23 protein-coding genes are annotated in these 21,055 nt (G+C 69.4%); 18 read left to right on the top strand and 5 right to left on the bottom strand.

The window, feature by feature from the left end:
* Positions 1 to 43 precede the first annotated feature (43 nt).
* Both LXT23_RS33305 and LXT23_RS33310 read left to right on the top strand, forming a co-directional pair.
* Positions 44 to 772, top strand: coding sequence for a class I SAM-dependent methyltransferase (locus LXT23_RS33305; RefSeq protein WP_253984416.1), 729 nt, complete (start codon positions 44 to 46; stop codon positions 770 to 772).
* Between the two features lie 48 nt (positions 773 to 820).
* The gene (locus LXT23_RS33310) at positions 821 to 1,756 is read left to right on the top strand and encodes a hydroxymethylglutaryl-CoA lyase (protein ID WP_253984417.1); all 936 of its coding nucleotides are present in this window, start codon (positions 821 to 823) and stop codon (positions 1,754 to 1,756) included.
* A gap of 12 nt (positions 1,757 to 1,768) precedes the next feature.
* Here the strand turns inward: LXT23_RS33310 and LXT23_RS33315 are convergent, their stop codons facing one another.
* Together LXT23_RS33315 and LXT23_RS33320 are read right to left on the bottom strand one after the other, a co-directional pair.
* Positions 1,769 to 2,047 (bottom strand): hypothetical protein, encoded by a 279-nt coding sequence (locus tag LXT23_RS33315; RefSeq protein ID WP_253984418.1) that lies wholly within the window; start codon positions 2,045 to 2,047, stop codon positions 1,769 to 1,771.
* A gap of 53 nt (positions 2,048 to 2,100) precedes the next feature.
* On the bottom strand, positions 2,101 to 4,053 hold the full coding sequence (locus LXT23_RS33320; RefSeq protein WP_253984419.1) for a TIM44-like domain-containing protein: 1,953 nt from the start codon (positions 4,051 to 4,053) through the stop codon (positions 2,101 to 2,103).
* Positions 4,054 to 4,147: 94 nt separating this feature from the next.
* Here LXT23_RS33320 and LXT23_RS33325 point away from each other — a divergent pair, with 94 nt between their 5' ends.
* Positions 4,148 to 4,924, top strand: coding sequence for an enoyl-CoA hydratase-related protein (locus tag LXT23_RS33325; RefSeq protein WP_253984420.1), 777 nt, complete (start codon positions 4,148 to 4,150; stop codon positions 4,922 to 4,924).
* 81 nt (positions 4,925 to 5,005) lie between these two features.
* Here the strand turns inward: LXT23_RS33325 and LXT23_RS33330 are convergent, their stop codons facing one another.
* Positions 5,006 to 5,365, bottom strand: a complete 360-nt coding sequence (locus LXT23_RS33330; protein WP_253984421.1) for a YtxH domain-containing protein — start codon at positions 5,363 to 5,365, stop codon at positions 5,006 to 5,008.
* A 209-nt stretch (positions 5,366 to 5,574) separates the two neighbouring features.
* Between LXT23_RS33330 and LXT23_RS33335 the strand changes: the two genes are divergently transcribed.
* From LXT23_RS33335 to LXT23_RS33395, 13 genes are all read left to right on the top strand, one after another.
* On the top strand, positions 5,575 to 7,104 hold the full coding sequence (locus LXT23_RS33335; protein ID WP_253984422.1) for an acyl-CoA carboxylase subunit beta: 1,530 nt from the start codon (positions 5,575 to 5,577) through the stop codon (positions 7,102 to 7,104).
* Between the two features lie 69 nt (positions 7,105 to 7,173).
* The gene (locus tag LXT23_RS33340) at positions 7,174 to 8,319 is read left to right on the top strand and encodes an acyl-CoA dehydrogenase family protein (protein ID WP_253984423.1); all 1,146 of its coding nucleotides are present in this window, start codon (positions 7,174 to 7,176) and stop codon (positions 8,317 to 8,319) included.
* The gene (locus tag LXT23_RS33345) at positions 8,319 to 9,182 is read left to right on the top strand and encodes a hypothetical protein (RefSeq protein WP_253984424.1); all 864 of its coding nucleotides are present in this window, start codon (positions 8,319 to 8,321) and stop codon (positions 9,180 to 9,182) included. Before LXT23_RS33340 ends, LXT23_RS33345 begins: the two co-directional genes overlap by 1 nt.
* Before the next feature lie 9 nt (positions 9,183 to 9,191).
* Entirely contained in the window at positions 9,192 to 9,998 is an 807-nt protein-coding gene (gene rnc, locus LXT23_RS33350; protein ID WP_253984425.1) for a ribonuclease III, read from the top strand.
* 44 nt (positions 9,999 to 10,042) lie between these two features.
* Complete coding sequence (locus LXT23_RS33355; RefSeq protein ID WP_253984426.1) at positions 10,043 to 10,753, top strand: peptidylprolyl isomerase; 711 nt, start codon at positions 10,043 to 10,045, stop codon at positions 10,751 to 10,753.
* A gap of 75 nt (positions 10,754 to 10,828) precedes the next feature.
* Complete coding sequence (locus LXT23_RS33360; RefSeq protein ID WP_253984427.1) at positions 10,829 to 11,380, top strand: peptidylprolyl isomerase; 552 nt, start codon at positions 10,829 to 10,831, stop codon at positions 11,378 to 11,380.
* Positions 11,381 to 11,501: 121 nt separating this feature from the next.
* Positions 11,502 to 12,446, top strand: coding sequence for a GTPase Era (gene era, locus LXT23_RS33365; RefSeq protein WP_253984428.1), 945 nt, complete (start codon positions 11,502 to 11,504; stop codon positions 12,444 to 12,446).
* A 1-nt stretch (position 12,447) separates the two neighbouring features.
* Positions 12,448 to 13,827, top strand: a complete 1,380-nt coding sequence (der, locus tag LXT23_RS33370; protein WP_253984429.1) for a ribosome biogenesis GTPase Der — start codon at positions 12,448 to 12,450, stop codon at positions 13,825 to 13,827.
* 72 nt (positions 13,828 to 13,899) lie between these two features.
* A complete protein-coding gene (locus tag LXT23_RS33375) occupies positions 13,900 to 14,712 on the top strand; it encodes a tetratricopeptide repeat protein (protein ID WP_253984430.1) in 813 nt (270 codons plus the stop codon).
* A 9-nt stretch (positions 14,713 to 14,721) separates the two neighbouring features.
* Complete coding sequence (locus LXT23_RS33380) at positions 14,722 to 15,885, top strand: outer membrane protein assembly factor BamB family protein (RefSeq protein ID WP_253984431.1); 1,164 nt, start codon at positions 14,722 to 14,724, stop codon at positions 15,883 to 15,885.
* Positions 15,882 to 16,310: a (deoxy)nucleoside triphosphate pyrophosphohydrolase gene (locus LXT23_RS33385; protein WP_323379114.1), complete on the top strand. Its 429-nt coding sequence runs from the start codon at positions 15,882 to 15,884 to the stop codon at positions 16,308 to 16,310. Before LXT23_RS33380 ends, LXT23_RS33385 begins: the two co-directional genes overlap by 4 nt.
* A complete protein-coding gene (locus tag LXT23_RS33390) occupies positions 16,310 to 17,191 on the top strand; it encodes a ribonuclease H-like domain-containing protein (protein ID WP_253984432.1) in 882 nt (293 codons plus the stop codon). The genes LXT23_RS33385 and LXT23_RS33390 overlap by 1 nt, the downstream gene beginning before the upstream one ends.
* A 188-nt stretch (positions 17,192 to 17,379) precedes the next feature.
* Complete coding sequence (locus tag LXT23_RS33395; RefSeq protein WP_253984433.1) at positions 17,380 to 18,195, top strand: DUF3014 domain-containing protein; 816 nt, start codon at positions 17,380 to 17,382, stop codon at positions 18,193 to 18,195.
* Positions 18,196 to 18,316: 121 nt separating this feature from the next.
* On the opposite strand, the gene LXT23_RS33400 is transcribed toward LXT23_RS33395, so the two are convergent.
* Together LXT23_RS33400 and LXT23_RS50770 are read right to left on the bottom strand one after the other, a co-directional pair.
* Positions 18,317 to 18,895: a hypothetical protein gene (locus tag LXT23_RS33400; RefSeq protein ID WP_253984434.1), complete on the bottom strand. Its 579-nt coding sequence runs from the start codon at positions 18,893 to 18,895 to the stop codon at positions 18,317 to 18,319.
* Positions 18,802 to 19,362 carry a CGNR zinc finger domain-containing protein gene (locus LXT23_RS50770; RefSeq protein WP_407692931.1) on the bottom strand — a complete coding sequence of 187 codons (561 nt, stop codon included), beginning with the start codon at positions 19,360 to 19,362 and terminating at the stop codon, positions 18,802 to 18,804. The genes LXT23_RS33400 and LXT23_RS50770 overlap by 94 nt, the downstream gene beginning before the upstream one ends.
* On the opposite strand from LXT23_RS50770, the gene LXT23_RS33405 reads away from it, so the two are divergent.
* Together LXT23_RS33405 and LXT23_RS33410 are read left to right on the top strand one after the other, a co-directional pair.
* Entirely contained in the window at positions 19,310 to 19,669 is a 360-nt protein-coding gene (locus tag LXT23_RS33405; protein WP_253984435.1) for an alpha/beta fold hydrolase, read from the top strand. The genes LXT23_RS50770 and LXT23_RS33405 overlap by 53 nt on opposite strands.
* A 60-nt stretch (positions 19,670 to 19,729) precedes the next feature.
* Positions 19,730 to 20,962 carry an MFS transporter gene (locus LXT23_RS33410; RefSeq protein ID WP_253984436.1) on the top strand — a complete coding sequence of 411 codons (1,233 nt, stop codon included), beginning with the start codon at positions 19,730 to 19,732 and terminating at the stop codon, positions 20,960 to 20,962.
* The last annotated feature ends 93 nt before the right edge of the window (positions 20,963 to 21,055 follow it).

Raw genomic sequence — 21,055 nt, forward strand, 5'->3', positions numbered from 1 at the left:
TTTTGAAAGGCCTCACTCCCAGTTCACCGGAACCCGAGCGTCCGTGTCCTTCTTCGGCGAGCTCTACCTGCGCAGCACGCTGCCCTTCCTCTCGGAAGCCGTTACGGCTCGGGAGGTCGAGTACCTCGCGCATGCCTTCGCGGACGTGCCCGGTCCCGCACCGGTGGTGGACCTGGGCTGCGGCCACGGGCGTCACGCATCGCGTCTGAATGCCACGGGCCCGCTGGCCGGCCGCGTCATCGGGCTGGAGCTGGATGCGCTGTCGCTGTCGATGCGGCGGCCCGGCTTCCCGGCGGTGCAGGGCGACCTGCGGGCGCTGCCATTTCAAGAGGCATCATTGTCCGGGGCGTACGCCTGGTACTCGACACTCTTCGCCTTCACGGATGAGGAGCACGTGCACATCCTGCGCGAGGTGGCGCGGGTGCTGCGGCCGGGAGGGAGGTTGGTGTTCCAGACGGTGCCGTACGAGCGGTTGGCGGAGTCTCCGCCGGCCACGTTCCAGCAGACGCTGCCCGACGGCAGCATCTTGAAGGAGCAGAGCTGCTTCAACGCGGTTACGGGTAGGGACGAAGGACAGCGGACGCTCACCCTACCGACCGGTAGGCATCTCACCGCGTCATTTGCCATCCGCTACTATCCCCTTGCGGAACTGACACGACTGTTGGAAAGCACGGGGTTTTCAACGGCCTGGGTGCACGGTGGGCTGGAGGGCGGGCCACCGACACCGCGGTCGACCGACCTGATTGTGGGAGCAGCGCTCCAACGGCGCTGAGCTCGTACCGTGGATCCGAACCAACATTCCCGAGCGCTAATTGGCTGGATGGGCCAGCTCCCGAAGCGGGTCGACGTGTATGAGGTCGGCCCCCGGGATGGCTTGCAGAACGAGCTGCGCACGCTGCCCACCCGGGACAAGGCGCGGTTGATCGACGCGCTGGTCGCCGCAGGCGAGAAGCGCATCGAGGTGACGTCGTTCGTGTCACCCAAGTGGATTCCCCAGCTCGCGGACGCGGAGGAGCTGCTGCGCCTCGTGGGCCGGCGGGAGGGCGTGGTGTTCTCCGCGCTGGTGCCCAACCTCAAGGGGCTGGAGCGCGCGAAGGAGGCGGGCCTCGAGGAAGCGGCGGTGTTCATCTCCGCGTCCGAGGCCCACTCGAAGAAGAACATCAACAAGAGCATCGCCGAGGCGCTGGCGGGCGCGCGCGAGGTGACGGTGGCGGCGCTCAAGGCCGGCATGCGCGTGCGCGGCTACCTATCCACGGTGTGGGGCTGCCCGTACGAGGGCCACGTGCCGGTGGAGCGGGTGGTGGAGATCTGCCGTCAGCTCGTGGACGCGGGCCTGTACCAGCTGAGCCTGGGAGACACCATCGGCGTGGGCACGCCGCGGCAGACGGAGGAGATCCTCTCCGCGCTGCTGAAGCACCTCCCGCCGGAGAAGCTGGCGCTGCACATGCACGACACGCGAGGCACCGCGCTGGCCAATGCGCTGGTGGGCCTGAGCGCGGGCGTCACGACGTTCGACGCGAGCATCGGCGGTCTGGGCGGCTGTCCCTACGCGCCGGGCGCGGCGGGCAACCTGGCCACCGAGGATGCCGTGTTCATGCTGCACGGCATGGGCGTGGAGACGGGCATCAACCTGGACAAGCTCGTCGAGGCCGGGGAGATCGCGCAGGAGCTGATCGGCCGGAAGCTGGCCGGCAAGTACCTGCAGGCCGCGCTCGGTGAGCGGGAGAAGAAGGCCTCCCGCAGCGCGCGGACCTGAGCGCCGGGGGGCCTACGGATAGCCGGCTTCGGCCAGCTCGAACCCGAGCTGCTCGAGCCGGGCGTCCGAGTATTCGCCGTCATCGCCCTCGATGGTGCAGATGCAGGTGACGTCGTAGCCGTAGTCACCCACCACGACGCTGTCCACCTGGATGAGCTCGTACGTGTCGAGCCGGATGCCCAGGCCCGGAGACGGGGGGAACGGCAGGTTGGCGTCCATTCTCCAGAGGCGCTTGTCCCAGCCGAGCACGATGAGGGCCTTGAGCGGGCCCTTCAAGTAGTGGTTTGCCATGCCCGCGAAGCTACGGGAGCGCTTCGCGGGCAGGCAACCGGACGCCCCCGGCGTCACCGCTCGCCGAGCATGGACGTCAGCTTCTCCTCCACGCCCAGGTGGGCGGCGGCGGTCTCCAGCATCCGCCGCTCCTTGCGGTCGATGCGGCCGTCCACCATGGCCATCTCGACGATTTTCCGGAGGAAGACCTCGGCCTCGGGGCTGCCGCGCGGCACCAACCGCTCGAAGAGCTGCGCACCGACGCCCAGGGCCATCTCCACGTTGGCCCAGTCCACGCCCCAGCGCTCCGAGCACAGCTTCAGCAGCTTGCGCTCGCTGGAGCTGACCTCGCCGTCCGCCGCGGCGATGGCCGCCATCATGTAGAGCAGCCGCTGGCGCTCCTGCACGTCCATGACCAGGTCCGCCCCATCGGCGGGCCCCTTGCTCCGGGCGTCCTCCACAGCCACCGACTTGCGGAGCACGGCGGCCTGATACCGCTCGTCGTGCTCCACGTTCCACGCCTCGTAGGGCAGGGCGCTCGCCAGCACCCAGTCCCGCTCACCGCTGCCGAGCTGCGTGCCGCAGAAGTCGCACGTGGTGGCCGCGCTGTCGGTGAGCGTCGCGTTGCACTGCGGGCAGCGGTCGGTGGACATGCCGTTGGCGCTGTTCGTCTGCGCGCCGTGCTTGCGCATCAGCGAGAAGACGAAGCGCTGCGGCACGGTGGGCAGCTTCGGCGGGCGCTGGTCGAGCGGCCCCACGCCCATGCGCGCGCTCCAGCGGATCTCCACGTGCGCCACGTCGTACCCGGACGGGTCCACCTGGAGCGCCCGCACGTCCACGGCGCCCACGGCGCACTCCAGGAACACGCGGCGCCGGCCCTTGCGGCGCAGCTCCTCCAGCTCCGAGCCCAGCGACGCGACGGCGTCCTCCCGGGCCACCTTGCCCAGGGGCTTCGCGTCCCCATGGCTCTGCGCGTCGATCCACTTCCAGAACAGCAGCGACGCGCGGTCCTCCAGAATCTCCAGGTTGAGCGCGGGGTCCACCTCGCGCGCCGCGAGCAGGCCGTCCACCGTCTTGTGGTGGCGCACGTGCTCCACGCCCTGGGTAATTTCCGACAGCGTCCAGTCGTAGTTGCCGGAGTTCACCACCGCGCCGCAGTACTCGCAGGTGTTGGCCGCGCCGCCCGCGAACGGGGCACCGCAGTTGGGGCACTTGCCCTGGAACAGGTCCGCGCCCAGGCGCGTCTGCGCACCGGGCTTGCGCACGAAGGTCCACACCTCGGTGAAGGACTCCGACGGGGCCTTCTTCGCGGCGTCCGTGGCCTGCGCGTCGGTGAACGACGAGGGCACGTCCGTGTCCCGCATCCGCGCCTGGACGCGGACGTGGATGCTGTCGAACCACTGGCTCTGGTCCAGGCCGATGAGCTGGATGTCCATCACCTCCACGTCGGTGATGGCATCGCGCACGCCCTGGGCGGACAGGAGCTGGAGCTGCACGTTGAAGCGCTGCCACGTGGCGTCCGACAGGAAGGGCCGCACCGGCGTCATGTCGCGGCGGAACCACGTCTTCTGCAGCTCCAGGAAGAGCCACCGCGTCTTGTCGAGCACCGGCTGCAGCTCGAACGCCGGGTCCTTCAGCTTCAGGGCATTGACCCAGCCCGACACGTCGCGGAAGCCCACCTGGGTCCGCTGCGCGGCCTCGCGCTGGTCCAGGGCGCGGCGGGTGGTGGCGTCCGGGTGCAGGTTGCGCTTGTAGAACCAGTACGCCACGCCCGCGATGGCCAGCAGCGGGAGCATGACCTTCGGGTACCGGAAGACCAGCATGATGAGGTCATAGAGGAGCCAGAGCGGGAGGCCGTCACCGTCGCCGCCGCTGTCCGACGAGGGGCGGGTGTAGTGCTCGCCGCCGCCGCCCCGGGCCAGGGCCTCCAGGGGAGCGGCCAGGGCCAGCAAGGTGAGGGCGGAGGGCAGCCAGGGGGCCCACCGGGACAGACGGTGTGGGACGAAGCTCGGGCGCATGTGTCCCATGGTAACCGTTTCCGCCTTGCCAGACCCGGCTTCCCGCCGCACTCTGCCGCGTCCCAGGCGGCCCACCGTAACGGGCCCGGGCAGGGGAGTGCACATGCCGGAGTTCAAGGTCGACGCACGGGGTGCCATCGAGATCTGGACCATCGACGGCGAGGGGCGCCGCAACGCCATCAGCCGCGCCATGCTCAAGGAGCTGGGCGAGATGGTGACGCGCGTGTCCTCCAGCCGCGCCGTGCGAGCCGTCATCCTCACGGGCGCGGGTGACAAGGCCTTCTGCGCGGGCGCGGACCTGAAGGAGCGCGCCGGCATGAAGGAGGACGAGGTCCGCGCCTTCCTGGACGGCCTGCGCCAGACGTTCCGTGCGATTGAAAAGAGCGACTGCGTCTTCATCGCCGCCATCAACGGCGCGGCCTTCGGCGGCGGGACGGAGCTGGCCCTGGCGTGCGACATGCGCGTGGCCGCACCGGCGGCGGAGCTGGGGCTGACGGAGGTGAAGCTGGGCATCATCCCCGGCGGCGGCGGGACGCAGCGGCTGGCGCGGCTGATTGGCCCGGGCCGGGCGAAGGACCTCATCCTCACCGCGCGGCGCATCAACGCGGCGGAGGCCTTCACCGTGGGCCTGGTGAACCGGCTGGCCCCCGAGGGGCACCTGCTGGAGGTCGCCTACGGGCTGGCGGAGTCGGTGGTGGACAATGCGCCCATCGCCGTGTCCACGGCCAAGCACGCCATCGACGAGGGCACGGGCCTGGAGCTGGACGACGCGCTGGCGCTGGAGCTGCGCAAGTACGAGGAGATCCTCAAGACGGAGGACCGGCTGGAGGGCCTGCGCGCCTTCGCCGAGAAGCGTCCGCCCGTCTACAAGGGGCGCTGAACGCACCAGGGGCGGCGGCCTGGATGCACCAGACCCCGCCCCCCGTGCACTTCACGTCATGGCCCGAAGGCCGCGAGCGACTCAGGCGCTGGCGGTCTTCTCGTTGCCGATGTTGACGTTCTGCTTGTTCATGTAGCCCATCGCCTTGTCCTTGACGGTGGTGCGCAGCTCGGTGCCCGTCTTCGGGGCGAGCAGCAGCGCGGCCACGCCGCCCGCGGCCACCCCGAGGATGAAGGCGCCGATGCCGCCCAGGCCGGTGGCCACCGGCTTGCTGCGGGTCAGCCCCACCAGACGCAGCACGTCATCCGGGTCGAAGTCGTCCCAGACGTTCCGGGCGTTCCGGGGCAGGTCGTCAATGATCTTGTGGGCCACCCACTTCCGGTACAGATCGCTCTTGGCCAACCCCTTCGCCATCCACTTGCCTTTCTTCGCTGCGAACATGCGTCCCTCCTGGGCCCGATATGTTGGTCGGAGGCGCTCCCCGCACTCGTTCACGCCCCCGTGAGGCTCCAAGGTAGGCAGGGGAGCCGTCAGCGGCACCCCCCGGGCACCACCGTCACACGGTGCGTCGTAAGCTGGACGTCATGCCGCGCTGCACAGCAGGCGAGAAGGCAGCCAGGCGGGGACCTTTCTGCTATGTGGCCCCGGCCATGTCCTACGACTCGAAACTGCTGGAGAAGATCGCCCAGGTGGAGAAGGGTGGCGCGGAGAAGTACCACGCCAAGAACAAGGAGGCGGGCAAGCTCTTCGCCCGCGAGCGCATCCGCCTGCTGGTGGATGAGGGCTCCTTCGTGGAGGACGCCAAGCTCGCCAACAACCTGGACCCGGAGCTGCCCTCGGACGGGGTCATCATCGGCCTGGGCAAGGTGGCCGGCCGCACCGTGGCCATCATGGCCAACGACTCCACGGTGAAGGCCGGGAGCTGGGGCGCCCGCACGGTGGAGAAGATCCTCCGCATCCAGGAGACCGCCCGCTCGCTCCGCTGCCCGCTCTTCTACCTGGTGGACTCCGCCGGAGCCCGCATCACCGACCAGGTGGACATGTTCCCCGGCCGCCGCGGCGCCGGACGCATCTTCTACAACGAAGTCCACATGTCGGGCTTCGTGCCCCAGGTGTGTCTGCTCTTCGGGCCCTCCGCCGCCGGTGGCGCGTACATCCCCGCCTTCTGTGACCTGGTCATCATGGTGGACGGCAACGCCTCCATGTACCTGGGCAGCCCGCGCATGGCGGAGATGGTCATTGGCGAGAAGGTGACGCTCGAGGAGATGGGCGGCGCGAAGATGCACTGCTCCATCTCGGGTGTCGGCGACGTGCTGGCCAAGACGGAGGAGGAGGCCATCGCCGCGGCGAAGAAGTACATCGGCTTCTTCCCGGAGAACTGCAGCCAGCTGCCGCCCCGGACGGACCCCATCGCCCCCAAGGCCAGCGGCAAGCGGCTGGAGGAGATCGTCCCCGCGGACCAGAACAAGCCCTTCGACATGCATGCGCTCATCAAGGAGCTCATCGACGAGGACAGCTGGTTCGAGGTGAAGAAGCTCTTTGCCCAGGAGCTCATCACCGGCCTGGCCCGCATCGACGGGCGCCCGGTGGGCATCGTCGCCAACCAGCCCAAGTACAAGGGCGGCGTGCTGTTCGTGGACAGCGCGGACAAGGCGGCGCGCTTCATCTGGCTGTGTGATGCGTTCAACATCCCGCTGCTCTACCTGGCGGACGTGCCCGGCTTCATGATCGGCACCAAGGTGGAGCGGGCCGGCATCATCCGCGCCGGCGCGAAGATGATCTCCGCGGTGTCCGAGGCCAGCGTCCCGAAGATCTGCGTCGTCGTGCGCAAGGCCTACGGCGCCGGCCTGTACGCCATGAGCGGCCCCGGCTTCGCGCCCAACGCCACCCTGGCGCTGCCCGGGGCGATGATCGCCGTCATGGGCCCGGAGGCGGCGGTGAATGCCGTCTACTACAACAAGATCCAGGAGCTGCCGGAGGAGCAGCGGCCCGCCTACGTCCAGAAGCTGCGCGACGAGTACAAGGCCGACGTGGACATCTACAAGCTGGCCAGCGAGCTCATCATCGATGAGATCGTCCCCGGCGACCGTCTGCGTCAGGAGCTGGCCCAGCGTTACCGGCTGTACTCCCAGGGCCAGGCCCCCCGTGCCGAGAAGAAGCACGGTGTCTATCCCGTCTGAGTAGGAAAACTTCCTCCCACTGCGAGGCCCGGCCTGCACCGGGTCGCTTTGCTATAGATCCTGCCGACCATGGATTTCGAACTTCCTGAAAGCCACCAAGCCCTTCAGTCCTCCCTTCGCGACTTCTGCGAGCGGCGCGTGAAGCCGTACGCCCGTGACTGGGACAAGGACGAGAAGTTCCCGATGGAGGTCGTGAAGGAGCTGGGGCAGCTGGGCGTCATGGGCATCCTGGTCGGCGAGGAGTACGGCGGGGCCGCCATGGACTCACTGGCCGTCGCGGTCGCCGTGGAGGAGATCGCCCGGTATGACGGCTCGCTCGCGCTGACGGTGGCCAGCCACAACGGCCTGGGCACCAGCCACCTGCGCGTCTTCGGCACGGACGCGCAGCGCAAGAAGTACCTGCCGAAGCTGGCCACCGGCGAGGCCCTGGGCGCCTGGGGCCTGACGGAGCCCGGGTCCGGCTCGGACGCGTCCAGCATGAAGACCACGGCGGTGCGCCAGGGGAACAACTGGGTGCTCAACGGCACCAAGATGTTCATCACCCAGGGCACCGTGGGCGACGTCTTCGTGGTGCTGGCGCTCACGTCCCCGCAGAAGCGGCAGAAGGGCGTCACCGCCTTCCTGCTGGAGAAGGGGATGCCGGGCTTCAGCCAGCGCGCCATCCACGGGAAGCTGGGCATGCGCTCGTCGGACACCGCCGAGCTCATCCTGGAGAACGTGGAGGTGCCGGACTCCAACCGCGTGGGGGAGATCGACCACGGCTTCATCGACACGATGAAGATCCTCGACAAGGGCCGCATCACCATCGGCGCGCTGGCCGTGGGCCTGGGGCGCGGCGCCCTGGAGGAGTCCGTGCGCTACTCGCGTGAGCGCACCGCGTTCGGCCAGCCCATCAGCGAGTTCCAGGGCCTGCGCTGGATGATGGCGGACATGAAGACGGAGATGGACGCGGCCCGGATGCTGGTGCATCGCGCGGCGCGGCTGGCGGACGAGGGCAAGCCGTACTCGAAGGAGGCCTCCATGGCGAAGCTGTTCGCCTCCGAGGCCGCCATGCGCGCGTGCAACAAGGCGGTACAGATCCACGGCGGCTACGGCTACACGCGCGAATTCCCCGTCGAGCGCTACCTGCGCGACGCCAAGCTGTGTGAAATTGGCGAAGGCACGAGCGAGATCCAGCGCACCATCATCGCCCGTGAGATCTTCAAAGGGGCCTGATGGACACCGCCAGGTTGGAAGGACTCGGGTTGCAGGTCAGGGAGGACGCGGCTGGCACGGAGGCCGTGCTGGACCTGGAGTCTTCTCCCCTCGTGAATCCCGTCACCCGGGCCTTCATCCCAGAGGTGATCTTCCAGGTGATGGGGGACCGGCTCATCCCCATCTCCCCGGCGGCGGTGGTGGGGCTCGCCCCCATCCTGGTGGGCGCCCTCAGTGACGTGGCGGACATCGAGGCGCTGCTGGCCGACGCCTTCAACGAGCACATCTTCCACGTGCAGCGCCGCTCCGCGGAGCTCCAGGTCCTGGGCCTGACGCCCAAGGTGGACCCGGACACGCTGGAGCTGTCTACCGTGGTGCAGGACGGGGACCTGGCCGTCACCCTGGTGGCGGATCGGCTGGGCAACTTCCGGGTGGCCCGGGTGTCGCGGGGCGGCGAGGACATGCCCAACGGCAACGGGCACACGCTGGAGCTGTCGGAGTTCCGCGAGCGGGCGGCGCTGACGGGCTACCTGGCGGCACTGTTCGGCGAGCCGGCCGCCCGGCCGCAGCCTGCCCCCGTGGGGGCGGGCCTGGTGCGCTTCGGCGACATCGTGGAGAAGTTCGGAGCGGAGGCGCTGGTGCCTCCCCGCAGCGGCCTGGAGCTGCTGGCGCAGTTGCAGGTCCAGGGCAGGCCCTACCGCTTCGCCGCCGCACGGGTGGCGGGGCGCACGTTCCGGGGACTGCTGGCGGGGGCGAAGGGCAAGGTGTGGGCGGGACGGTTCGAGCTGGATGAGTTTCCAGGCATCGTCCGGATGGTGGCGGAGCTGCTGAAGGTCCCTCCCGAGGCCGTGAGGCTGGTGGGGCCGGACGCGCCACAGGAGTGAAGGAAGGCCGTGGAGAAGCTCAATCTGGCCGAGCGGGTCAAGGTGCTGGAGTCTCGCCTGGGGGTGTCCATCGCCCGGCAGGACCTGGCCATCGAAGCGCTCACCCACAAGACGTACGTCAACGAGAACCCGGACCTGCGCCTCAAGGACAACCAGCGCCTGGAGTTCTTCGGGGACGCGGTGGTGAACCTGGCCGTCAGCGACAGGCTCTGGAAGCGCTACCCGGACGTGCCGGAGGGCTTCCTCACCAAGGTGCGCGCCCGGCTGGTGCATGAGGAGGGGCTGGCCCTGGTGGCCCGGCGGATTCCGCTCGGCGATTTGCTGCTGCTGGGCCGGGGCGAGGACAAGTACCGCGGGCGGGAGAAGAACTCCCTGCTGGCGGACGCCATGGAGGCGGTGTTCGGCGCGGTGTACCTGAGCTCGGGCATGGAGCCGGTGCTCCAACTGGTGGACCGCTTCTTCGCGGAGCTCATCGACGACGCCGCGTCCAACCTGGACAAGGACTACAAGACGGCCCTGGGCCAGCTGGTCCACGAGCGCCTGAAGATGCCGCCCCGCTACCGGGTGGTGTCCGAGTCCGGCCCGGAGCACTCGAAGATCTTCGAGGTGGAGGTCATCATCGGCGAGGAGGCCTTCGCGCGCGCCACCGGCCGCAGCAAGAAGGAGGCGGAGCAGGCCGCGGCCCGGGTGACGCTGGACATGCTCCCCCAGCGTCTGGCCCAGAACACCGCGGCCGCCAACGGGGCCCGTCCGGAGGGGGAGCCGGCCTGCGCGCCCCCGGCGGCCGAAACGCCACGGGACGACACCCCGGCGTGAAACCCCTTGGATGGGGGAGGGGCGGGGGATAGGGTGCCGCGCCGATGAGACCCTCCTCCCCCCGAATGATGCTCGCGCTGGTGGCCTGCCTGCTGGCCGGTACCGCGTCCGCCGCCTCCGGCAAGTGGACGAAGAAGGTCGAGTCCGGCAAGGACCTCTACGCCACCCTCAAGACGAGCGAGGGCGACATCGTCGTCCGGCTCTTCTCCAAGGACGCCCCGAAGACGGTGGCGAACTTCGTGGGCCTGGCCGCGGGGGAGAAGGAGTGGACCGACCCCCGGGCGGGACAGAAGTCGAAGAAGCCGATGTACGACGGCACCGTGTTCCACCGCGTCATCCCCCAGTTCATGATTCAGGGCGGCGACCCCACCGGCACCGGCATGGGCGACCCGGGCTACCGCTTCGAGGACGAGTTCCAGAGCGGCCGCGGCTTCGACAAGGTCGGCCTGCTGGCCATGGCCAACGCCGGCCCCAACAGCAACGGCAGCCAGTTCTTCATCACCACCGCCACGCCGGCGCACCTCAACAACCGGCACACCATCTTCGGTGAGGTGGTGAAGGGCTACGACGTGGTGGAGAAGATTGGCAATGTGCCCCGGGACAGCAGGGACAGGCCCCTGACGGCGGTGGTGGTGACGCGGGTGGAGCTGAGCGACAAGGCGCCCGCGGGCGTCGCCAAGGCTCCGGCAACCGCTCCGGCCGCGCCTGCGCCGAAGAAGGACGCGGGCCCGAAGCCGGCTTCTCCGAAGCCGTGAGTCCGGAGCACGCGAGGCAGTGGAAGTGAAACGGGCCCGTCCGTCCGGCGGGCTCCAGCAAGACGGGAGGGCAGCATGGGAATGATGGACGAGGCCCGCGCGGGCAATGAGCTGTACGCCACCTTCGACACCACGCAGGGGCAGATCGTGGTGCGGCTGTTCTCGAAGGACGCGCCGACGACGGTGGCCAGCTTCGTGGGATTGGCCACGGGGGAGCTGGAGTTCGAGGACCCGACGACACGTGAGAAGACGAAGCGGCCGTTCTACGACGGCACCGTCTTCCACCGCGTCATCCCGGGCTTCATGATTCAGGGCGGTGACCCCACGGGCACCGGCCGCGGCGGCCCCGGCTTCAACGTCCCGGACGAGTACAAGAGCGGCCGGACCTTCGACAAGGTGGGCCTGCTGGCCACCGCCAACATCGGCCGCCCCAACACCAACGGCAGCCAGTTCTTCCTCACCACCTCCAAGCCGACGTACCTGAACAACAAGCACACCATCTTCGGCGAGGTGGTGACCGGCTACGACGTGGTGGAGAAGATTGGCAACGTGCCGCGCGACGGGAGTGACCGGCCGCGCCAGGACGTGCGCATCAACAAGCTGACCATCTCGACGACCCAGCCGTAGCCCGGCTGCCTGCCGCCCCTCCATGCAGAATGGATGGGCGGCGGGCTGTTATAGGGCGTTGTCCGCGGTTCCCTCTTCGGGGCTCCCGGTTTCAAGGGACTCCCAGATCACCTCCGAAGCAATGGCCTCCCCCAAGACACACCGCAGCGGCTTCGCCGCGCTCATCGGGCGCCCCAACGTGGGCAAGAGCACGCTCATCAACGCGCTCACCGGCGAGAAGATCGCCATCGTCTCGCCCAAGCCGCAGACGACCCGCAACCGCATCCTCGGCGTGGTCACCCGCCCGGAGGGGCAGGTGGCGTTCATCGACACGCCCGGCATCCATCAGGCCAAGGGTGAGCTCAACCGCTACATGGTGGAGACGGCGCTCTCCGCCGCCGAGGAGGTGGACCTGGTCCTCTTCCTCATCGAGCCGCCCGCGGGCGAGAAGCTCGAGGTGAGCCCCGGGAACCGGACCATCCTCGAGCGGCTGCAGAAGGTGGGCAAGCCCACCTTCCTGGTCATCAACAAGATCGACTCCATTCCCAAGGCGATGCTGCTGCCGCTCATCGACCTGTACCGGAACGAGTTCCCCTTCGCGGAGGTGGTGCCCATCTCCGCGCGGGAGAAGGACGGGGTGGACCGGCTCTTCCACACCGTGCTGGAGCACCTGCCCGAAGGCGACAACGTCTTCGAAGAGGACATGCTGACGGACCAGCAGGAGCGCGCGCTGGTGTCCGAGTACATCCGCGAGCAGGTCCTGCGTCACTGCCGCGAGGAGATTCCGTACTCCACGGCGGTGCTGGTGGACATCTTCGACGAGTCCGAGCGGGAGCCCCGTCCGGGCACTCCGCCGAACCAGCTGGGCGGGCTCATCCGCATCGCGGCGTCCATCTACGTGGAGCGCGACAGCCAGAAGGCCATCATCATTGGCAAGCAGGGTCAGATGCTGAAGACCATTGGCACGGACGCGCGCAAGTCCGTGCAACGCCTGCTGGGCGCGCACGTGTACCTGGATCTCCGGGTGCGCGTGGAGCCGCGCTGGAGCGAGCGCCGCGAAGGCCTCAAGAAGCTGGGATACGACTGAGATGAAGCCGCTGGTAGCCATTGTCGGACGCCCCAACGTGGGCAAGAGCACGCTGTTCAACCGCCTCGTCGGCCGCCGCCTCGCGCTGGTGGAGGACCTGCCCGGCGTGACGCGGGACCGCCACTACGCCGACGCGGAGTGGGAGGGCCGTCACTTCACCTTCATCGACACCGGTGGCTTCGTCCCCGGGGAGAAGGACTCGCTGCTCCAGCAGGTGCGCGAGCAGGCCCAGCTCGCCGTGGAGGAGTGCGACGTCATCATCTTCGTCACCGACGCGCGCCAGGGCCTGACGGCCGAGGACGAGGCCGTCGCGAAGTACCTGCGCAAGAGCGGCAAGCCCGTCGTCGTGGCCGCCAACAAGCTGGACAACACGACGGGGCAGATGCAGTCGCTGGCCGCCGAGTTCTACAAGCTGGGCCTGGGCGAGGTGCAGCCCATGTCCGCCGAGCACGGCCTGGGCGTGCCGGGCCTCTTCGACGAGGTGGTGGCGAAGCTGCCGCCCAAGGAAGAGGGCGAGGACGCCGAGGCCCCGCCGGACGACGGCACCATCCGCGTGGCCATCATCGGCCGGCCCAACGTGGGCAAGAGCACCCTGGTCAACTCCATCCTCAAGCAGAAGCGGGTGGTGGCCAGTGAGATCCCCGGCACCACGCGGGATCCGGTGGACTCGCCGCTGACGTACAAGGGCCACCAGCTCATCCTCACGGACACCGCGGGCATCCGGCGCAAGAAGACCATTGCCCACCGCGTGGAGCAGTTCTCGGTCATCGCCGCGCTCAAGACGATGGAGCGCAGCGACGTGGCGGTGCTGCTGATGGACGCCACGGAGGTGGCGGTGGACCAGGACGCGAAGCTGGCGGGCCTGGCCGAGGAGCGCGGGCGGGCCCTGGTCATCGTCGTGAACAAGTGGGACCTGGTGGACGCGGACCAGCGCCGGCAGGAGACCTACCGCGAGTCCCTGAAGTACTCGCTGAAGTTCGTAGGCTACTCGCCCATCCTCTTCACGTCCGCGCTGACGGGCTCCAAGGTGGAGAAGGTCGTGGACGTGGCGGTGGAGCTGGCCCAGCAGTTCCGCTTCCGGGCGCCCACGCCGCAGCTCAACCGCCTGCTGGAGCACATGGTGGACAACCACCCGGCCCCCATTGTCCGGGGCAAGCCGCTACGGCTGTACTACATCAGCCAGGTGACCACGGCCCCGCCGACCTTCGCGATTACGACGAACCACCCCGAAGGCGTCCCGGACATGTACAAGCGGTACATCACCAACCAGCTCCGCAAGACGTTCGACCTGCGGGTGCCCATCCGCATCCTCTTCCGGGCGCGCCCCGGCCAGGCCAAGCGCGAGGCCCGCAAGAAGCCGCACCTTCAAGGCAAACACTGAAGCGTCAGTGCGTTGACACTCGCGGCACGCGCTCCGTACAGTGCGCCGCTCTTTTGAGAGAGGTTTCCAGACGTGGCCGGAACCACCAAGACCGAGAAGATTCGCCAGAAAGAGCTTCGCCAGCCGGACACCTTCATGAAGGTGGGCGTCGAGGCCAGTGACTGGTTGGCCCAGCGGCAGAAGCTCATCGGCATCGCCGCGGGGGTCATCATCGTCGGTGGGCTCGGCGTGGCCATCGCCAACGAGGTCTCCAAGCGGGGCGAGGAGAAGGCGTCCCAGGCACTGGGGCAGGCGCTCGCCGTCCTGGAGCGCCCGGTGGAGGGCGTGGAGCCCGCGCAGCCGGGTGACACCGCCGTCCCCTTCAAGACGCTGAAGGAGCGCGACGAGGAGCTGGTGAAGGCGCTCGACGCGTTCCGCAAGGAGCATGGCGGCACCCGCTCGGCGACGACGGCGGCGCTGACGCTGGGCAAGGCGCAGTTCCGGCTGGGCCAGTACGGGGCGGCGCAGGAGGCCTTCGGCGCGTTCCTCAAGGACGCCCCGGAGACGGAGCCGCTGCGCGCCGGCGCACTGGAAGGCCAGGGCTACGCGTTCGAGGCCGAGAAGAAGTACGACGAGGCCATCAAGGCGTTCGACCAGATGACCACGGTCGGCGGCAAGGCGTTCCTGCCGGGCATGGGCGCGTACCACAAGGGCCGCATGCTCGTCCTCCAGGGGAAGAAGGAGGAGGCGGCGGAGGTCCTGTCGAAGATCTCCACCGACCACCCGAACACCGCGGCGGCGCGGATGGCCAGCGAGCGGCTGGCGGTGCTCGCCTCCGAGGGCGTGAAGATTCCGGCCCCCGCCCCCGCGCAGCCCGCGGCGGCTGCCGGACAGGACGCGGGGTAGTACGCACGTATGAGGGAGCGGCTCGTGAGCTGGAAGCGTTGGCTGGGTGGCGCCGCGGCGGCGGGGCTTCTGGGCGGCTGCGGTATGACGCAGTACTACACCAATCCGGAGCTGCCCCGGGGGCCGTCCCACCCCCCGGTGGACTACTTCTCGGTGGATTGGTGGACCCCGCTGGTGCAGCCCACCCAGCTGGAGTACGGGCCGCGCGAGCCGGCCAGCCCGGCCTATGACCCGGACAGCGAGCTGGTCATCGCGCTCACGCGCGACGGCTTCATCCGCGCCGTGGGTCAGGATGGCAAGGTGAAGTGGTCGCGCAAGACGGCGGTCCGCTTCAATGCCGGGGCCAGGGTCGTCGAGGGCGTGGCCTACGTGCCCGGCGGTGACGGCTTCCTGTACGCGCTGGACGCGGCCACCGGCGAGGTGAAGTGGAAGTACGACGCGGGCGAGTCGCTGGCGACGGTGCCCGTGGTGTCCGACGGCCTGGTGCTGGTGGCCTCGGAGAGCGACACGCTCTTCGCAGTGAAGGCCGCCGACGGGCAGTGGGCCTGGCAGTACCGGAGGGATCCGCCCTCGGGCTTCACCGTGCGCGGCGCGTCCACGCCCCTGGTGCGCGAGGGCACCGCGTACGTCGGCTTCTCGGACGGCTTCGTGGTGGCGCTGGACATCACGGACGGCAGCGCGTCCTGGGAGAAGGCCCTGTCCGGGGCCGGCTCCGAGTTCCTGGACGTGGACACGCCTCCGGTCATGGACGACTCCGGCCGACTGTATGTCGCCTCGTACAAGAGCGGCATCTACGCCCTGGAGGCGGACTCGGGCGACCTGGTGTGGAACACCAACGTCGCGGGCATGACGTCGCTGCTGGCCAAGGGACAGGTGGTCTTCGCGGCCGGCGATGGCCGGGTGGACGCCTACCTGGGAGACAGCGGGAAGCTCCTCTGGTCGGTGCCGCTGGGGGAACGGGCCGGGTTCACTCCCGTGTTCGCCCAGGGAATGCTGCTCGTGCCCATCCAGCGCTCGCTGCTGTTCCTGGACCCGAAGACTGGCAAGTCCCGGGTGGCGTGGAACCCGGGTGATGGAATCACGGCGACGCCCTTCGTGCGCGGCAAGCAGGTCTTCGTGCTGTCCAACAACGGCTACCTGTACGCCCTGGAAGTGAACGGGTTTCGAGGGTGACGGCCGCGGCGCCCAGGACGGTCCGCGTGGTGGCGGCCCTGATTCCGAGGCCCGAGGACGGCAACCGGTTCCTGGTGCAGCAGCGGCTCCCCGGCGGCAGCCGGGCCCTGCTGTGGGAGTTCCCCGGCGGCAAGGTGGAGGCCGGGGAGACGGACGAAGCCGCGCTGGCCCGCGAGTGTCGCGAGGAGCTGGACGTGGAGCTCGCCGTCGGCCGGCGCCTCTGGGAGGGCCGGCACACGTACCCGGACCTCACGGTGGAGCTGGTGCTCTACGCGGCCCGCCTGGTGAAGGGCGAGCCGAAGCCCCTGGGCGCGCATGCGCTGGCCTTCCAGACGCCGGCGGAGATGACGGCCCTGCCGTTCTGTGAGGCGGACATCCCGCTCCTGGACGACCTGGTGGCGGGAAGGCTGGGCGCGCTCGATTGATGCTGCAGCGCACTTTCCAGCACATCCCCGGCGTGGGGCCCTGGAGGGAGAAGGACCTGTGGTCCCGAGGCATCCGGACCTGGGACGACTTCCCGGCGGCCGGCACCGGGGTGGCCATCAGCAAGAAGGCCGACGAGGTGGCCCGCGAGCGCATCGCCCAGGCGCGAGAGGCGCTGGCGAAGCGGGACTTGCGCAGGCTGGCGGAGCTGCTGCCCTCGCGTGAGCACTGGCGGCTGTACCCCGAGTTCCATGACGACGCGGTGTACTTCGACATCGAGACGGACGGGAAGGAGGCGCAGGCGCCCACGGTGGTGAGCCTGTTCGACTCCGCCGGGCTGCACGTCTACATCCAGGGCCGGAACATGGACGCGCTGCCGGAGGCGATGGCGGCGCGGCGGCTGTGGGTGACGTTCAATGGCTCGTGCTTCGACGTGCCGGTGCTGCGGGACTACTTCGGGCCGGGGCGCTTCCCGGTGCCGGACGCGCACATCGACCTGCGCTTCGTGACGCGGCGGTTGGGGCTGGGCGGCGGGCTGAAGGAAATCGAGGGGAAGATTGGCGCCGAGCGTCCGCCGCACCTCAAGGGCGTCCAGGGCTACGACGCGGTGCTGCTGTGGCGGGCGTACCTGCGCCGGGGCGACGTGGAGGCCCTGCGGTTCCTCGTCGAGTACAACCTGTACGACTCGTTCCAGCTCCGGACGCTGATGGACGTGGCGTACAACCGCGGCGCGGACGACCTGAACCAGGACGTCCCCCGGCTGCCCGTCTTCGACCGCGGCGACGTGCTGTACGACGTGAGCCGCATCCTCCTGGACCTGGGCCCCACCGAGAGAGACCTGCAGACGCTCGCGAGGGTACGGGCGATGGAGCAGGATTTCTGACGGGGCGGGCAGGGTGGCCGTGCTGCGTGGACGCCCGGCCTGGGCCCGCTGCTTCCGTGGCTGGTGCGTGGCGCGCCTGACCTCCGGGACTACTCGACGGTGAACACCCGTGGGGCGCTTCCGCGCGCTCCCCGTGGAATGTGTCGATGGGACGTTTGTAGGGTGGGCGGTCCAAGACGGAGGAACGCATGACCGACCCGATGAGCCCGACGCCCTCAGGTAGCCCGCCGCCGCACTCACCGTCGCCGGGGGCCAACCGGGTGAAGACGCTGGCTGTCGTCGTCGGACTGGGCCTGCTGGCGCTGATTGCCTCGTACTACGGTCTCCGCCGGCACGAGTCGCGGCCGCCGGAGGTGGTCAGTGCGCCCGTGCCGGATGCGGGCCCGGCGGTGGCTCCGGGGCCGACCGCGTCCTTGCCGGAGAGTGACGGACGGGTCCGGGACCTGACGGGCCGGCTCTCGAGCGAGCCCGAGTTCGCGAAGTGGATGCAGGAGAAGGACCTGGTCCGGCGCTTCACCGCGGCGGTGAACAACATCGCCGAGGGCGTCAGCCCGCGGATGGTCCTGGGCTTCCTGGCGCCGGCCGGTGGCTTCGAGGTGTCCCAGGTCGACGGGACGACGGTCATCGACCCGCCGAGCTACGGGCGCTACGACACGGTGGCGCGGGTCTTCGGTTCTCTGGACGCGCAGGGCGCCGGCAGCGTGTACCGGGAGCTGAAGCCGCTCATCGACCAGGCCCACGGAGAGATTGCGCCGCCGGGACAGCCGTTCGACAGGACGTTCAGCCAGGCCATCCAGCACCTGCTGGCGGTGCCGGTGCAGGAAGGGCCCGTGGAGGTGAAGCACCAGGGGGCGCTCTATGCGTACGCGGCGCCGGAGCTGGAGGGCTTGAGTCGCGCCCAGAAGCACCTGCTGCGGATGGGGCCCCAGAACATGCGGATCATCCAGGCCAAGCTTCGCGAGCTTCAGAGCGCTTTGGGACTGCCGTCCGTCGCGGAGCGCTGAGGAGGGTCGGCAGGGCGCAAAAGAACATTCTTTTGGTGTCAGGAATGTTCTTTTTGGGCGGAAAGAACATTCTTTCTACCAGAACGGGCCGGAAGAACATTCTTTGGGGCCCACCGCCGGGCTACTTGCGTTTCTTCTTGGCGGGCTTGGGCGGCGGTGCCGGCTTTTCCTTCTCGCCAGCGATCTGGAACGTGGTCCGGAGCTCCTCGACGTCGCGGCCGAGGGTGTCCGTGAAGGCGGAGCCGGTCTGGGCGTCGACGACCAGGGTGTACTCGAAGCCCGTCTTGAGGGGCTGCGGCAGGTTGATGCGGTAGACGACCCCGGCGTCGGATTCCTCGACGTCATCGTCGGTGACCATGGCGCGCTCGGCCTCGTCGAACAGCCGGACGCGGTAGTTCCGCAGACCCATGGAGCTACGGAGCTCAAGCACCGAGGAGGCCTCGACCAGGGGCTTTTCGTCCGGAGCGAGGGAGATCTCGGCCAGGCCGGCATCGGGGGCCTGGTAGCTGAGCGTGAACTTCGTGGGCGGAGGCGTCGTGGGGGCCTGGACGGCCTCGGCCACGCCGGCGTCGGCCGTGGTGGCGGACGGCTTGTCGGGGCAGCCGGTCAGGACGAGAGCGCCACAGCAAGCGGCCAGTCCGAATCGAAGGAAACGCATGGAGCGGCCACGGTATGCGGCGGCACGGATGGCGGAAAGCACGGAGTGCCAGGCGGGCAGTCGAGCCTCAGCCGAAGTGGCAGCGCTGAACAGGTCGTGGGCCGCGTCAGCCAGCGTCCCGGCGCGGAAGCAAGCGAGGCCGGTCGAGGTTCCCGGGTTGGAAGGTCGCGCGCCGCGACGGTGGCGAAGGGGCCATGGGAGAGACTCGACGTATGCGCCACGGAGGCCTGGAATGACGCTGGAGGACGGCCTGAGAACGCCACGGCGCCCCCCATTCTCCCTCTGTCGGAAGGTCCGCTAACATGCGTTATGTAAACTAAGCCCATGGGGCACCCAGGGCGGGTTTCAGCGCTCGGTCTTCCCCGCTTCGGCGTTCGGAGCCGCCCCTGACTGGCGCCAATCCGCAAGCTGCACCAGCGGCGCGTGCGGTTCTTGGTGGTGTCAAGGAACAGGAGGATGCAGTCCGGATGGTCGCAGCGGCGCGCTTGGCGCGGGTCCCCTTCGGCCATCAGGTGCGCGGCGGCCTCAGCCACGAGCCTGAGCAGGCCCTCGGGCCGCTGCACCTCGCGGCGCTTCTCGAGCTTCAGGCGGCCGTCGGCGACCACGGCCTGCAATGTCTCCCCCGGCTGTCCCAGGAACGGCAAGGGAGATCCGCTCTTCAGCGTCGCCGGTGCCAAGGCGTACAAGAAGGACCTGAAGAACATTGAGCTCCACCTGCTCGACACGGGCCACTTCGCCCTCGAGGAAGACGCCCCGGCCATCGCCGAGCACATCGAGGCCTTCATGGCCACGAAGGTCTCACGCAAGGCTCGTTGACGTGCGACTCCGCGCCGCGGGACGCAGGCCCCTGACGCTGCTACATGCAGCTCCCGACCCATGAACCGCTCCGCGTCCCGCTCCTCGGCGACCCTCCTGGTGCTCGCCTACCTGGCGTTCATCAGCCTCGGCCTTCCGGATGCCGTGGTCGGCGTCGCGTGGCCGTCCCTTCGCGACACCTTCCAACTGCCCCAGGCCCTGCTGGGCGCGCCCCTCGCCATCGGCGCGGCGGCCTACTTCGTCTCTGGCCTCCTCGCCGGCCGGCTGCTCGTGCGCTTCGGCATCGGGCTGCTCCTGGCCGGCAGCACCGCGCTGGTCGCCGCGGGCGTCCTCGGCATCTCCGCCGCGCCCGCCTTCGTCGTCATCCTGCTGGTGATGCCCTTCGTGGGCTTCGGCTCCGGCGCCATCGACTCCGCACTCAACACCTACGCCGCCCGCAACTTCAGCCCCAAGCACATGTCGTGGCTCCACGCCGCCTACGCGGCCGGCGCCATGCTGGGCCCGGCCATCATGACCGCCGTGCTCGCCCGCGGCGCCTCGTGGCGGACCGGCTACGCCGTGGTCGGCTTCTCGCTCGCCGCCCTGGTGGTGGCCTTCGCCGCGGCCCGGAAGCGCTGGGACGCGGATACGCCAGAGCCTCACGTCGTTGTCGATGCGCCCGGGGGCGTGGGTCCCATGACCCTGGACACACCCCCGGTGAGCGGCTTCTCCGCGCTCCGCAGCGGCCGGGTCTGGCTGCAGATCGCCATCTTCTTCGTCTACGTCGGCATCGAGGTCTCCGCCGGCCAGTGGAGCTACACGCTCCTCACCGAGGCGCGCGGCTTCGGCGCCCCGACCGCCGGCACCTGGGTCGCGGCCTACTGGGGCGGGCTCCTCGCGGGACGCCTCGTGCTGGGCTTCTTCGTCGAGCGCGTGGGCCCGGTCCGGATGCTCCGGTTCGCGACCCTCGGCGTGCTCGCCTCCACGCTGATCCTCGCCATCCCCGGGTGGGTCCCGGGGGCCGCCGCACTGCCGCTGCTCTCTTTCTCCCTGGCCTCCATCTTCCCGGGCCTCATGACGGAGACGCCGCGGCGCGTCGGCGACCCGCTCGCGCCGCATGCCGTCGGCTTCCAGGTGAGCGCCGCGACCCTGGGCGTGGCCGTGATTCCCAGCGTCGCCGGCCTCCTGAGCCAGCGCTTCGGCCTCGAGGCCGTCACCTGGGTCATCGTCGGCTGCGCCCTGTTGCTCGTCGTCCTCCACGAGCGGCTCGTCGCCATCGCCGACCGTCCGGCCCCACCGTCCACATCGGCTTGACGCACGCCGTCCTGGCCGCCCGCTACACGACGCGACGCGCCAGTCCGGGAACGTCATCCCGCGTCCCATTTCCGGGAGCCGCCAGCGCGACTT

The sequence above is a fragment of the Pyxidicoccus xibeiensis genome (assembly GCF_024198175.1).
Taxonomy (GTDB): Bacteria; Myxococcota; Myxococcia; order Myxococcales; family Myxococcaceae; genus Myxococcus; species Myxococcus xibeiensis.

Coding starts and splice junctions, on each gene's coding strand:
- LXT23_RS33310 (WP_253984417.1), top strand. CDS start 821: ATGGGCCAGCTCCCGAAGCGGGTCGACGTGTATGAGGTCGGCCCCCGG.
- LXT23_RS33315 (WP_253984418.1), bottom strand. CDS start 2,047: ATGGCAAACCACTACTTGAAGGGCCCGCTCAAGGCCCTCATCGTGCTC.
- LXT23_RS33320 (WP_253984419.1), bottom strand. CDS start 4,053: ATGGGACACATGCGCCCGAGCTTCGTCCCACACCGTCTGTCCCGGTGG.
- LXT23_RS33325 (WP_253984420.1), top strand. CDS start 4,148: ATGCCGGAGTTCAAGGTCGACGCACGGGGTGCCATCGAGATCTGGACC.
- LXT23_RS33330 (WP_253984421.1), bottom strand. CDS start 5,365: ATGTTCGCAGCGAAGAAAGGCAAGTGGATGGCGAAGGGGTTGGCCAAG.
- LXT23_RS33335 (WP_253984422.1), top strand. CDS start 5,575: ATGTCCTACGACTCGAAACTGCTGGAGAAGATCGCCCAGGTGGAGAAG.
- LXT23_RS33340 (WP_253984423.1), top strand. CDS start 7,174: ATGGATTTCGAACTTCCTGAAAGCCACCAAGCCCTTCAGTCCTCCCTT.
- LXT23_RS33345 (WP_253984424.1), top strand. CDS start 8,319: ATGGACACCGCCAGGTTGGAAGGACTCGGGTTGCAGGTCAGGGAGGAC.
- LXT23_RS33355 (WP_253984426.1), top strand. CDS start 10,043: ATGAGACCCTCCTCCCCCCGAATGATGCTCGCGCTGGTGGCCTGCCTG.
- LXT23_RS33360 (WP_253984427.1), top strand. CDS start 10,829: ATGGGAATGATGGACGAGGCCCGCGCGGGCAATGAGCTGTACGCCACC.
- era (WP_253984428.1), top strand. CDS start 11,502: ATGGCCTCCCCCAAGACACACCGCAGCGGCTTCGCCGCGCTCATCGGG.
- der (WP_253984429.1), top strand. CDS start 12,448: ATGAAGCCGCTGGTAGCCATTGTCGGACGCCCCAACGTGGGCAAGAGC.
- LXT23_RS33380 (WP_253984431.1), top strand. CDS start 14,722: ATGAGGGAGCGGCTCGTGAGCTGGAAGCGTTGGCTGGGTGGCGCCGCG.
- LXT23_RS33390 (WP_253984432.1), top strand. CDS start 16,310: ATGCTGCAGCGCACTTTCCAGCACATCCCCGGCGTGGGGCCCTGGAGG.
- LXT23_RS33395 (WP_253984433.1), top strand. CDS start 17,380: ATGACCGACCCGATGAGCCCGACGCCCTCAGGTAGCCCGCCGCCGCAC.
- LXT23_RS33405 (WP_253984435.1), top strand. CDS start 19,310: ATGCAGTCCGGATGGTCGCAGCGGCGCGCTTGGCGCGGGTCCCCTTCG.
- LXT23_RS50770 (WP_407692931.1), bottom strand. CDS start 19,362: ATGGCCGAAGGGGACCCGCGCCAAGCGCGCCGCTGCGACCATCCGGAC.
- LXT23_RS33410 (WP_253984436.1), top strand. CDS start 19,730: ATGAACCGCTCCGCGTCCCGCTCCTCGGCGACCCTCCTGGTGCTCGCC.